Source organism: Alysiella crassa DSM 2578, from assembly GCF_000745955.1.
Lineage (GTDB): Bacteria > Pseudomonadota > Gammaproteobacteria > Burkholderiales > Neisseriaceae > Simonsiella > Simonsiella crassa.
This window is the reverse complement of record NZ_JQKH01000018.1, coordinates 21,882-35,618: the sequence shown is the minus strand read 5'-3', so window position 1 is coordinate 35,618 and position 13,737 is coordinate 21,882. Positions and strand designations below refer to the sequence as shown.

Sequence of the window (13,737 nt, the reverse complement as noted above, 5' to 3'; positions counted from 1 at the left end):
CCTAAATCTCATGAACGTTTATCGCAAGGTATTTTTCGTGTTGGTTTAGAGCAGCTTGCCAAAGCTGCCATGTTGATGATGGCAACTTTGGACTATTTTTCAAACCCAAAACAGGTCGTCCGATTTTTTGTCGTGTACTGAAAGGCTGCCTGAAATTTAGAAATTGGACGTAGGGTACGCCCTACATTTTGTTTTTCGTAAACAAAAAAGCAGCCTGAAATATACCACCAAAATCAGTTAAAATCCGCCTTATTTTTCCATTCAGACAGCCCCCATGTTTCAGCCACTCAATCCGCTTACCGTTCCCATTGCCCACACCAATTTAATTGAAGCGTCCGCAGGCACGGGCAAAACGTGGAACATTGCCGCCCTATTCACCCGCCTGATTGTGCTGGAACACTACCGCGTGGACAAAATTTTGGTGGTAACCTTTACCAAAGCCGCCACCGCCGAATTGAAAACCCGTTTACGCGCCCGCTTGGACGAAGCCCTAGCCATACTCAAAAAAACGCCCCATGCTGCCGAAAATTTGGATTTATTGGAACAAAATTGCTGGATAAATGGCAAATTTGAACCATTCCGCTTTAAGTTGCTGCAACAAGCCCTAAACCAAGAAAGCCAAGCCCGACTGGAATTGCGCCTAAAAGCCGCCATCAGCGAATTTGACAATGCCGCCATTTACACCATACACGGTTTTTGCCAACGCGTATTGCAGGATTTTGCCTTTTTGTGCCAAGTGCCATTTGATATTCAATTAGACGAACAATCAGCAGATAATCAATACCTTACCGCCGCGCAAGATTTTTGGCGCACCCAAGTCGCGCCCAATCCGCAACTTGCCGCACTGGTGTATCGCTACAAATTAACGCCGCAAAATCAATTGGCTGCACTGAAATCATTTTTATCGCGCCCCTATTTACCGTTCAGGCAGCCTGAAAGTACCGCGCCTTATACTGAATTGTGGGCGAATTTTCAGGCAGCGTGGCAAGGTATTTCCCAAAAAATTCAAGCAATTGAAACCGCATTTTGGACTATCCACCCCGATTTAAACGGCAACAGTTACCGCACCGACACATTTCGCAATAAATTTACCGAATTACTCGGGCAGCCTGAAAATCCCAATCCATTGATTTTACAAAAAATTTTATACAATAGCGACATGAGCTATCAGCCATTTTCCGCCGAATGTTTGCAAACCAAAGTGAAAAAAGGCAAAACCCCCAATCCAAAAGCAGTCGCCCAAATCAGCGAATTAAACGAATTAACCCAAATCGTTGATGAATTAATTGCCGCAGAACAAGCCTTATTACACGAATTGGCGCGCAATTTTACCGCCTATTTACGCACACAACGCCGCGAATTGAAAAAACACAGCCCACAGCGCGTGTTTGACGATTTATTGTTAGACGTGCATGCGGCATTAATGGAAAATCATGAATATTCTCAAACACTTGCCCACTCACTCGCGCAAAACTGGCAAGTCGCGCTGATTGACGAATTTCAAGACACCGACCCTTTGCAATACGCCATTTTCCGCACCGCTTTTGCTGACACGAATACGCCGCTTTTTTTGGTGGGCGACCCAAAACAGGCGATTTACAGTTTTCGTGGCGCGGATATTTTCGCGTATTTACAAGCAGTTAAGGATAGCCAACAGCATTATACTTTGGACACCAATCGGCGCAGTCATCGTTTACTGATTAACAGCATAGGAAAATTTTTTGAACGAAATCAACCCTTTGCCTTGCCAGAAATTGATTATGTGAAGGTGAATGCCAGCCGCGATGCGCCCGATTTGTCGCCCGCAGGTCGGGCTGTGCAGGTGCGTTGGTTGCCCAATGCCGATGGGCTGAATACCGATGGTTTGGTGCGCGAATCGGCGGCGATTTGTGCGGCACAAATTGCTGATTTATTGGCGCAATCTTTTTCAGGCAGCCTGAAATTTAAAGACCAGCCACTCCACGCAGGGCAAATTGCCGTCTTGGTTCGCGCCCGAAAAGATGGCGCAATCATGCAGCGCGAATTGAAAAAACGCAATATTCAGAGTGTGTTATTGAGCCGCGAAAGCGTGTTTGCCGAAGCGGAAGCCTTGGCGGTGGCTGCTTTGCTGGAATTTATGATACAGCCGCAGAAAACGGGTTTGCTGCGTTTTGTGCTTTCAGGCTGCCTGTTTGAATACGATTCGGCGGCGTTGCACGATTTAAATTTAAATGAAAACAAATTATTAGCATGGATAGACAGCGCAAACAAAGCGCACGAGATTTGGTTGCAAGACGGTATTTACGCGGCATTGCAGGCGTTTTTCGCGCAACACGGCGTGGAAACGCGTTTATTGACGCAAAATCAGGAGCGTACACTCACTAATTTACATCAAATCATGGAGTTACTCGCGCAGGAAGACGAATTGAGCCACACGCCCACGTCCTTATTGCAATGGCTGAATCGGGAAATTCAGGCTGCCAGCAAACAGAAAAATAGCCACGACCACCATATTTTGCGGCTGGAAAGCGATGAACAATTGGTGAAAATTGTTACCATGCACGCGGCGAAAGGTTTGCAGTATCCCATTGTTTTTTGTCCCTTTTTGTGGAAAGCGAGCGAAGTCAGTACGCGTACCGATTGGCACATCAGCCATGAACGCGGTTTTGCGGAAATCATCAGCAAAACGCAATATAAACAAAGTGATGACGACAGGGAAAATATTAAACTCGCGCATTTATCGGAAGATTTGCGTTTGCTGTATGTGGCTTTGACACGGGCGGAAGAGCGTTTGTATTTATACGTTTCGCATTTCCAAACTTCAGAAAAATCAGATAAATCCAATAAAAATCAGGAAGATAATTTGGATTTAAAATACAAAAACGCGCTGGCTTATTTATTAAACGCAGACGAAAAATTAAGCAAAAACGCCACCGCCTACGAAGCCCATTGGCGCGAATTTCTGGCAAATCAAACGCTTGACGAAACGGATATTGAATTTGTGGTACACGATGATTTGGCGTTTTCAGGCAGCCTGCAAACGGAAAATCCGCCGCCCAAGCCGATTTTTCACGCCACCGAATTTGCGCCGCGCCGCTTCCAATTTGTGCAACACGCCAGTTTTACCAGCTTGAGCCGCCAAACGGAACGCGCCGCCGCCGAATTGTCGCCGATGGTGGACGCGGACGAATTGACAATGGTCGCACCCACCGCGCCGCCGCCCGATGGCGACAGCATACACGCCTTTCCGCAGGGCGCGGCGGCGGGGGTGTGTTTGCACAGCGTGTTGGAAAAATTGCATTTCAGGCAGCCTGCAAGTGAACAAATTGATTTAATTGATGAAAAATTGATTTATCATGGTTTTGACCCCGAAATCTGGCGTGAAGCGGTGGTGCAAATGTGCGATTTTGCGCGGGAAACGCCTTTGTTGCCGCGCGTGAATTTGGCGGCATTGAATCAGCGCAACACATTGTCGGAAATGAATTTTTTATTGCATACCGATGATTTTCGTTTGGCGGACATTCAGGCGTGGTTGGCGGCGCAGGATTTGCCTGATGAAATCATTCAGGCAACACGCCATTTGGCGTTTCGTGATGTGCGCGGTTATTTGAATGGTGCGATTGATTTGGTGGCACAATTTCAAGGTAAAACTTTGATTTTAGATTATAAATCCAATTATTTGGGCAATTCAGCCGCCGCCTACACCCCCAATGCGATGGACGCGGCGATGGCGGAACATCATTATTATTTACAAGCATTGATTTATGCGATTGCGGTGGCGCGTTATTTGCAATCGCGTGGGGTGTTGCCTGAAATGCTGTCGGTGCGTTATTTGTTTTTGCGTGGGCTGGACGGTATTTCGGACAATGGCGTGTGGGCGTGGGATATTCGTACGGCGGATTTGGCGCGGTGGTTGTGAATTTCAGGCTGCCTGAAACCCAAATTCGCGCTAAAATCCCTTTTTTCCATTCTTGAGGCAGCCTGAAATGTTTACCGAAACCCAAACCCTAGCATTAGCCAAACAAATCTTATCCGAACCATCCATTACCCCAGACGACAAAAATTGCCAAAAAATCATCGCCGAGCGTTTACAAAAAATCGGTTTCACCATTGAAGAAATGAATTTCGGGCAAACCAAAAATATTTGGGCGCGACTGGGCAACACCGCACCCGTGGTGTGTTTCGCGGGGCATACCGATGTGGTGCCAACTGGCGATGTGTCGCGCTGGGCATTTGACCCATTCACGCCCACCGAACACGATGGCAAACTCTACGCACGCGGCGCGGCGGACATGAAAACGGCGATTGCCTGTTTTATTACCGCTTGCGAGCGTTTTGTCGCGGCAAACCCAAATTTTTCAGGCAGCCTTGCCCTGCTGATTACCTCTGACGAAGAAGGCGACGCGCACGATGGCACAGTCAAAGTCGTTGAAAAATTAAAAGAAAGAAACGAGCTGATTGATTACTGCATTGTCGGCGAACCCACCGCCATGAACCAATTAGGCGACACGTTGAAAAACGGTCGGCGCGGTTCACTTTCAGGCAGCCTGACGGTACACGGCAAACAAGGACACATTGCCTATCCGCATTTGGCAAACAACCCCATTCATGCCGCCGCCCCTGCCCTAGCCGAACTCGCCGCGACCCAATGGGACACAGGCAATGCCTATTTCCCCGCCACCAGCTTCCAAATTTCCAATATCAACGGCGGCACAGGCGCGACCAACGTCATTCCCGCCAACGTAAACGTCAAATTCAATTTCCGCTTTTCCACCGAACAAACGGAAGGCAGCCTGAAAACCCGCGTCCACGAAATTTTGGACAAATATGGTTTTGAATACGATTTGGCTTGGTCATTGTCGGGCAATCCGTTTTTGACCGAAGCGGGCAAATTAACCCAAGTGGCGCAAAACGCGATTGACGAAATTTGCGGCGTGGCGGCGGAATTGTCCACATCGGGCGGCACATCAGATGGGCGTTTTATCAAAGTGATTGCTAAAGAATTGATTGAATTGGGTTTTGTCAATGCGACCATTCACCAAATTGACGAACACATCGCGGTGGACGACATTCCCAAATTGTCCGCCATTTACGAAAAAATGATGATTGAATTATTGAAATAATAGAAAGAAAAGATGATGAAAATGAAATGGTTAGCCATTTCCGCAGCGTGTTTGATGTTACAAGGTTGCGTGGTGGCGGCAGCCGCAGATTTGGCGGCGACCACCGTCTTGACCGCAGGCAAATTAGCCGTCAAAGGCACGGGCGCATTGATTGACGCCGCCATTCCCGATGGCGATGACGATGACGACAAAAAAGACAAAAAACGCAAGAAAAAGAAAGACAAAGACCAAGAAGAATATTCAGATGATGAATAATTATAGTGGATTCAATTTAAATCAGGACAAGGCGACAGCGACCGCCGTGTACACATATAGTCGCAGAACTGAAAAAGCAGTACGGCGTTGCCAACGCCCTTATGTACTATTCGTACACGGCGGGCGTTGTCGCCTTGTACTGCATTTTCATTTCTACGACTATAGTACATAAGGGAGCTGGCAACGCGGTATTGGTTTAAATTGAATTCACTATAAAAAACAGGCAGCCTGAAAAATGGTTCAGGCTGCCTAATTTTTGAATAATTTAAATATTATTTTTTATGACGTGGCGACACGCTTTCCAATTTATCGCGCATTTTTGTCAAATTAATGCCTGCCAAATCCGCCGCACGAATCAAACTGTTCACTTCCACGCCACGTTTAGATTGGTTCAACGCCCACAACATCGCCGAGCGCGTACCCGTGCGACAATACGCCAAAATCGGCGATTCTGATTTTGCCACCGTTACTTCAAATTCTTGCAACAATTCATCGCTGATGTCTTCCATCGTGGTGGGCATGAAAATCACGTTTTCAATGCCATTGGCATTCAGCCACGCTTTCACGGTTTCAAAATCGGGCTGATTGGGTTCTTCACCGTCAGGGCGATTGCAAATAACGGTTTTGATGTTATATTGTGCAACTTGTTTGGCGGTGCGCTCGTTTAATTGGCGCGATACATACAAGTAATCTGCGATTTTTTCAATGCTCATTATTATTGTCCTTTAATTTATATAATCAAGAGTGAATTGGCTTTATTTACACCATTATTTTAGCGACTTTTTTGAAGAAAAAAAACGGGTAAATACAAAAAGTGCGTTAGAAAATTACAATGATAGCGAATATGTTGTATTCAGGCAGCCTGCAAATCAATCAAACATTTTCCCAAACGGCAAACGTTTCGCCCTTTCCACAGGATAGCCTTTTAATTCATAAAATCGCTGTGGGTCAATCCCAAAATTCTGCACCCAATAATTGCCATATTGCGATTGCGGCACAAACACCTGCGCCATGCCCATTTCGGTAATATACTGATTCATCAAGGTTTTGCAATGGTATTCGCTTTCCAATAAATGGGATAATGCGTCTTCCAGCGTTTCATTGCCTGCCGTGATGTTTTCCACGCCGCCCCAACCTTTGTAGCCATCGCGTTTGTGGCGGTCAAAAGGGTCAAGCCCTTGTTTATTTTTGTGTTTATAAAATTTATGGTACGCCATATCTTGCGCGTGTTTGCCCGCCGAATACGCCAAAGTCGAATTCCATTTCAAAGGCGGCACGGCGGGCATCATGGTTTTGCCGCACATACGCGATTTGGCGCGTATCGCATTGACTGCGCTTAACATTTCTTGTGGCGACACGGATTTGGCTGCGCCCACTTGCGCCATTTTTACTTGCGGCACGGCGTGGACAAATGTGGTAAAACCGAATAATAAGGTTAAAATTGCTAATTTTTTCATCATACTCGCCTTTCAAATTTTTTCAGGCTGCCTGAAAATACGCGGCAAAAATAACGTAGGGTGTGCCGTGCGCACCAAATCCACCACAATATTTAAATTATTCTGTCATTTGGTGCGCACGGCGCACCCTACATTTGTTGGCGTTGATAAAATTGCTTTGTATTTTCAAGCAGCCTGAAACAAAAAAGTGTTAGAAAACAATGTTCCCTAACACTTGATTATACGCTTATTCTGCCAATAATTGTTGCCAACGCGCAATTTGTAACTTCACTTGTTCGGGCGCGGTGCCGCCAATGTGGTTACGCGCATTCAGGCTGCCTTCGGGCGTGAGAATGTCGTAAACATCGTTTTCAATCAACGCGCTGAATCCACGCAACACGTCCAAAGGCAAATCTGCCAAATCACATTGTTGCGTTTCGGCATGGCGCACGGCTTGCGCCACAACTTCGTGGCTGTCGCGGAACGGCACACCTTTTTTCACAAGGTAATCCGCCAAATCGGTGGCGGTCGCAAAGCCTTGCAACACGGCTGCTCTCATGTTTTCGGGTTTCACGGTAATGCCGCGCATCATGTCGGCATAAATCCGCAGCGTGTCAATCACGGTGTCCACCGTGTCAAACAAAGGTTCTTTGTCTTCCTGATTGTCTTTGTTGTACGCCAAAGGTTGCGATTTCATCAACAAAATCAAGCCTGTTAAATGACCCACCACGCGCCCCGATTTGCCGCGCACTAACTCTGGTACATCAGGGTTTTTCTTTTGCGGCATGATGGACGACCCCGTACAAAAACGGTCGGCAATATCAATAAACGCAAAACGTGGCGACATCCAAATAATCAATTCTTCGCTCAAACGACTCAAATGCACCATCAGCAAGCTGGCGGCGGCGGTAAATTCAATCGCAAAATCGCGGTCGGAAACCGCGTCCAGCGAATTTTGGCAAATTTGTTCAAAATCAAGCAATTTGGCGGTGGTTTCGCGGCGAATTGGGAAAGTGGTACCAGCCAACGCCGCCGCCCCCAAAGGCATTCGGTTCACGCGCTTGCGGCAATCTGCCATGCGTTCATCATCGCGTCCCAGCATTTCCACATACGCCAGCAGATGATGGGCGAAACTCACAGGTTGCGCCACCTGCAAATGGGTAAAACCGGGCATGACGGTGTTCACATTATCGCTCGCCAATTCCAGCAAGGCAGCCTGCAAATCTTTGATTAAAAAACGAATGGTGCTGATTTCATCGCGCAACCACAAGCGAATATCGGTTGCCACTTGGTCGTTGCGGCTGCGCCCTGTGTGCAAACGCTTGCCCGCGTCGCCGATTTTGTCGGTTAAGCGGCGTTCAATATTCATGTGTACGTCTTCCAAATCCAGCGACCATTTCAGGCTGCCTGAATCCACTTCCGCCTGAATTTCCGCCATGCCGCGTTGAATATCCGCCAAATCTTGCGCCGACAACACGCCAGCCTCGTGCAACATTTGCGCGTGGGCGAGCGAGCCTTGAATGTCCCATTTCGCCAAGCGTTTGTCAAAATCAATGGAACCTGTGTACTGTTTCACCAATTCGGACACGGGTTCATTAAAGCGTCCTGACCAAGTTTTGTTTGTCATTGTTTTTCCTTATATTTCAAATAATTTCAGGCAGCCTGAAAACAATCGGCTGCCTGAAAACCAGTTTACAAAATTACCACAATACTTTCAAGCCCAAAGATTCACGCACGCCGCGTTGAATATGGTCAAGCATTTCAGGGTGTTCTGCCAAATTTTTGCCCAATGATGGAATCATTTCTTGCAATTTTTCGTCCAAATTCGGGATTTTGTCCGTGAAACATTTTTGCAAAACTTCCAACATCACTTGCACCGAAGTAGAAGCCCCAGGGGAAGCCCCCAACAAAGCCGCCACCGAACCATCTGCCGCGCTAATCACTTCCGTACCAAATTGCAGGCTGCCTTTTTCAGTCGGCGTGTCCTTGATGATTTGCACGCGCTGACCTGCTTCAATCAATTCCCAATCTTCCGATTTGGCGTTGGGGTAGAATTGGCGCAATTCGTCCATGCGTTGTTCTTTGGTTAATTTTACTTGTTCTAACAAGTATTTAGTCAAATCCATATTCTTTTTGCTCGCCGCCAGCATGGTGGTTAAATTGTGTGGGCGCACCGAAGTGGGCAAATCAAAAATAGAACCTGATTTCAAGAATTTAGGCGTAAAACCCGCGAAAGGTCCAAACAATAAGGTGCGTTTGCCGTCCACAAAACGCGTGTCCAAATGCGGCACAGACATCGGTGGAGCGCCCAAAGCGGCTTTGCCATACACTTTGGCAAAATGCTGGTTGGCGATTTCAGGGTTTTTACACGCCAAGAAAATGCCGCTCACAGGGAAACCGCCAATAGAATGGCTTTCGGGAATGCCTGTTTTTTGCAACAAAGGCAAACTGCCACCGCCGCCACCAATAAACACAAATTTGGCATGATGAACAAAAGTTTCGCCCGTTAATTTATTTACCACAGTCAAAGCCCAACCTTCCGCAGTTTTTTGGAATGCTTTAACTTGATGATTACAATGAATATTGACTTGTTCATTTTGCAAATGTTTGAATAATTTGCGTGTTAATTCACCAAAATTAATGTCTGTGCCTGTGTCCACTTTGGTGGCGGCGATGGGCGTGTTGGCGGCGCGATTTTCCATCATCAGTGGAAACCATTGTGCCAACACTTCGCGGTCTTCGCTGTATTCCATGTTTTTAAACAGGGGGTGTTGCACCATGGCTTCGTAGCGTTTTTTTAGGAATTGTACATCTTTTTCGCCTTGCACAAAGCTCATGTGGGGCAATTGTTGAATGAACTCTTCGGGTTTTTCAATGCGCCCTTGTTTCACCAGATAAGACCATAATTGCAAAGACAATTTGAATTTTTCATTGATGTTGATGGCGCGTTTGATGTCTACGCTGCCATCGGCTTGTTCGGCGGTGTAATTGAGTTCGCACAAGGCGGCATGTCCTGTCCCTGCGTTATTCAGCTCGTGGGAGCTTTCTTTGGCGACATCGTTCAGTTGTTCAAAAACGGTGATGCTGGTTTCGGGGGCGACTTCTTTGAGTAAAGTGCCGAGTGTTGCGCTCATAATGCCTGCGCCGATGAGTACAACATCTGTTTTGACTTGTGCGTTCATTGGGGGTTCCTTTGGTCTTGTTTAATATTTGACTTATTGGGAACGCCAATATTTTGGCGTTAAATGATTATAAACGAAGATTGTAAAAAAGTGTTAGCTTGGTGATTGGGAAAATTTTTTTTGTAAACAATTTGTTGCATTTTTCCATAAAATCAGGCTGCCTGAAAGTTACAAACACTTTCAGGCAGCCTGATAGGCTAAATCATATCAATATTGTTTTCAGGCTACCTTTCTGTACACGACAATTTTTACAAACACCCAAAATGTAGGGTGCGTACCACGCACCAAATCATTCAAATAATCTGGAATTTTGGTGCGTAATACGCACCCTACATGAGTTTTGTCGTGTACTGTCAGACAGCCTGAAAATCACTCTTCTGACACATTATCTGAACGCGCCAAAATCGTACGTTTACCAGCCGAATCTGCTGGCGAAACAATGCCTTCCGCTTCCATTTGGTCAAACAAAGTCGCCGCTTTATTGTAGCCAATACGCAAAAAGCGTTGCAAAGACGAAATGGTCGGTTTTTGCGTGCGCAAAATGGTTGCCACCGCTTCATCAAATAAAGGGTCGCGCTCACCGCCATTGCTGCCGCGCTCGCCCGCGTTCAGGCTGCCTGAAATTTCATTACCGCCTGCAATAATGTCTTCCACATAATCGGGTTCGCCAAATTGTTTCAAATATTCCACAATTTCATGCACTTCGCTGTCCACCACAAATGCGCCATGCACACGTTGCGGATAACCCGTACCAGGGGGCAGGAACAGCATATCGCCTTGACCAAGCAAGTTTTCCGCACCCATCTGGTCTAAAATCGTGCGGCTATCCACTTTACTGGACACTTGGAACGCAATGCGCGTGGGAATATTCGCCTTAATCAAGCCCGTAATCACGTCCACACTTGGGCGTTGCGTTGCCAAAATCAGATGAATGCCAGCCGCGCGTGCTTTTTGCGCCAATCGGGCAATCAATTCTTCAATTTTCTTGCCAGCCGTCATCATTAAATCGGCAAACTCGTCCACCACCACCACAATAAAGGGTAATTTTTCAAGGGGTTCAGGCTCTTCATTGGATAAGCTAAACGGATTGGCATATTTTTGCCCTTGCAATTGACCTTCCATGATTTTTGCGTTGTAACTCGCCAAATTACGCACGCCCAAATGCGACATCAAGCGATAGCGTTTTTCCATTTCACTCACACACCAATTGAGTGCATTCGCCGCGTATTTCATATCGGTAATCACAGGCGTGAGCAAATGCGGAATGCCTTCATAAACAGACAGTTCCAACATTTTTGGATCTATCATAATCAAGCGTACGTCTTCAGGCGTGGATTTGAACAACAGCGATAAAATCATGCTATTCACACCCACCGATTTGCCCGAACCCGTTGTACCCGCCACCAACAAATGCGGTGCTTTCGCCAAATCGGTAACCACAGGCTGCCCCGTAATGTCCTGCCCCAACGCCAATGTCAGTTTGGAACGACTTTGGGTAAACTGTGGCGAATTAAAAATTTCGCTAATTCGAATCATTTGGCGTTTCGGATTAGGTAATTCTACGCCCATGCAATTTTTCCCTGGAATCGTCTCCACCACGCGAATAGAACCCATGCCCAGTGAACGCGCCAAATCTTTTTCCAAATTCAACACCGAATTGCCACGCACACCCGTATCAGGTTCAATTTCATAACGCGTAATCACAGGTCCTGCATACGCATCTATCACTTTCACTTTGACTTTGAATTCGGCTAATTTTTCTTCAATCGTAATGCCATTTTCCAACAATTGCTCATCGGTTTGCACCGCCGATTTATCGTGTTGCGGTGGCAACAATAAAGCGGTGGTTGGCAAAGGATAAGCAGGTGGCGTGTCCGCGTGTTCAAAAATTTCTGCCAATTCATCTTGTTGCGCTTTGTAAGCTGGATAATAAGGCTTTTCCAACATCGGATAATCATAAGCTGGCGAATTTAAGGCAGCCTGAAAATCATCGGGACGCACAATCGCTGGCGGCGGAAAATGAATCGCTTGCTCCACAATTTGTGGCGCAATCAACACAGGTTCTGGCAAAGGCGAAAATGAAATGGTCGGCGGCATGGGCGCAACTGGCGGTGGCGTTACTTGCGTAAAACGCGTCAAACTTGCCGCTTCAGGCGATGGCATGGGCGGCGTATTCACCACCGCCGCCCGATGACGCGCACGGCGCACAGGCGCAGGAATCGGTGCGCGTGGCGTGATGATTTCAGGCTCATGCACAATTTCATTGTCCACCATGCGATGACGCACAGGGCGTTGATGTTGATTTTGCGGCGTAATCAAATCATCTTCACGCAAAGGCTTGGTGCGCACACGGCGGCGAGCCGCAGGCGCATACTGATTACTACGCGCCAAATTGGCAAACACTTCATCTTCAGGAATGGTTGGTATATTTTGGCGAATAATGCTGTGAACAGGGGCTTCTGCCAATAATTGTTGTCGTCTTGCCATGCGTTGGCGCAATAAACTTTCCCGAATTTCGTCTTCACTAATCGTTTCCGCGTCCAAAGGCAAAGGTTTCGGGCTGGGTTGTGGTACATGTTGCAAAGTGCGTTCACGCACCGCCACCGCATTCATCACATCATCGTATTGCAATTCATCGACTTCCAAATCCACAACAACGGGTTTAGTTGCTGCCAATTCCTGCTCATCGTCTTGCCACGCGCGCATGGCATCTTCCAAAGTGATGGTTTCCAACTCGGGATTGGGTTCGGGCAACATGCTGGGCGCAAATTCGGGTGGAATTTCCACTGCCGAAGCAATATCTGCCGCCACACGTTTACGTATTGCTTCAATTTCATCAATAGGTTCAACCACTTGATTGGGCTGATTTTTGATTTTTTTATCAGACACGGTTGCGCCAGAGTCGTCATCGTGTGCCGTCTCTGTCGTCTGTTCTGTTTCTGCTTGGTTTTCGTCTAATTCTCCTGTGTTTTCAATTCTTTGTTCTTCTTCCAATTCGCGCAGGCTGCGTAAATTACGCGTGGCTTCTTCCAGCGTAATCACGGCTGGCGGGTCGTCATCGTCAATCAATTCAAAGGCAAAATGATTCAATTTTTCAGGCGGCAACAATTCACTTTCGGGCAAAGTGGTGGGCGGCGCAAAAAATGGGTCGGTTTCACGAATGGAATTAAACGCTGGGGGCGTATCGGCTAATTCTTCCGCCAATTGGAAAATATTTTTTTGTGGCAAAACAAGGGGTTCAGCATGAATTTTGGGCGCAGCAGGTTCAGGCATTTCAGGCTGCCTAAAATGGTCATAATTGTCCACATACTCGTTTTCGGGAAAAATAATGACGGTTTTGAGTGGCTGTTCGGCTTTGGTTAAAATGTCTTCATTGACTTTATCATCAGACAAATCATCATATTGATTTTTATCTGAAATAATATTTTCAGGCTGCCTGAAAATAGGCGTTTCGGCTATTTCAGGCTTATTGGGAGATGGGTTGGGCTGATGGCGTTGTTGGCGTAATTCATCTAATTCGTCTTGAAAACGCGTTTCTTGCTGGTTGTAAAACCAAAACATGATTGCTAAAACAGAGACTAAAATGATGATAAGAAGAAAAATCCACATGGAAGGTTCGCTCCAACGCCAGCAGTTAAATATAGTTCAAAAAAATAGTCGCTATTTTACCGCGTTTTGAATAGATATTGGGGAATTTGTTGAATGGCTTGGCTTGAGTGGCTTCAGGCTGCTTTATGTGAGATATTTTTTTAATCAGGCAGC

The 13,737-nt window shown here is 46.7% G+C and carries 8 protein-coding genes; 3 read left to right on the top strand and 5 right to left on the bottom strand.

The features are described from left to right. The first annotated feature begins 274 nt into the window (after nt 1-274). The 3 genes from recB (at nt 275) to Q338_RS04535 (ending at nt 5,357) form a co-directional block, all read left to right on the top strand. Nucleotides 275-3,898: an exodeoxyribonuclease V subunit beta gene (gene recB, locus Q338_RS04545; protein WP_034292466.1), complete on the top strand. Its 3,624-nt coding sequence runs from the start codon at nt 275-277 to the stop codon at nt 3,896-3,898. 67 nt (nt 3,899-3,965) lie between these two features. Next, a complete protein-coding gene (dapE, locus tag Q338_RS04540; RefSeq protein WP_034292463.1) occupies nt 3,966-5,102 on the top strand; it encodes a succinyl-diaminopimelate desuccinylase in 1,137 nt (378 codons plus the stop codon). A 12-nt stretch (nt 5,103-5,114) separates the two neighbouring features. Beyond that, complete coding sequence (locus Q338_RS04535; RefSeq protein ID WP_115723704.1) at nt 5,115-5,357, top strand: NF038104 family lipoprotein; 243 nt, start codon at nt 5,115-5,117, stop codon at nt 5,355-5,357. Between the two features lie 272 nt (nt 5,358-5,629). On the opposite strand, the gene Q338_RS04530 is transcribed toward Q338_RS04535, so the two are convergent. The 5 genes from Q338_RS04530 to Q338_RS04510 all read right to left on the bottom strand — a co-directional run bounded on the left by Q338_RS04530 (nt 5,630) and on the right by Q338_RS04510 (nt 13,584). Continuing rightward, the gene (locus Q338_RS04530; protein WP_051968487.1) at nt 5,630-6,070 is read right to left on the bottom strand and encodes a TIGR01244 family sulfur transferase; all 441 of its coding nucleotides are present in this window, start codon (nt 6,068-6,070) and stop codon (nt 5,630-5,632) included. Between the two features lie 156 nt (nt 6,071-6,226). After that, nucleotides 6,227-6,817, bottom strand: coding sequence for a CAP domain-containing protein (locus tag Q338_RS04525; RefSeq protein WP_084693526.1), 591 nt, complete (start codon nt 6,815-6,817; stop codon nt 6,227-6,229). A gap of 223 nt (nt 6,818-7,040) precedes the next feature. Then, complete coding sequence (gene argH / locus Q338_RS04520) at nt 7,041-8,420, bottom strand: argininosuccinate lyase (protein WP_034292459.1); 1,380 nt, start codon at nt 8,418-8,420, stop codon at nt 7,041-7,043. A gap of 73 nt (nt 8,421-8,493) precedes the next feature. Continuing rightward, on the bottom strand, nt 8,494-9,975 hold the full coding sequence (gene mqo / locus Q338_RS04515; protein ID WP_034292456.1) for a malate dehydrogenase (quinone): 1,482 nt from the start codon (nt 9,973-9,975) through the stop codon (nt 8,494-8,496). Nucleotides 9,976-10,344: 369 nt separating this feature from the next. Further along, the gene (locus Q338_RS04510) at nt 10,345-13,584 is read right to left on the bottom strand and encodes a DNA translocase FtsK (protein ID WP_034292454.1); all 3,240 of its coding nucleotides are present in this window, start codon (nt 13,582-13,584) and stop codon (nt 10,345-10,347) included. Between the last annotated feature and the right edge of the window lie 153 nt (nt 13,585-13,737).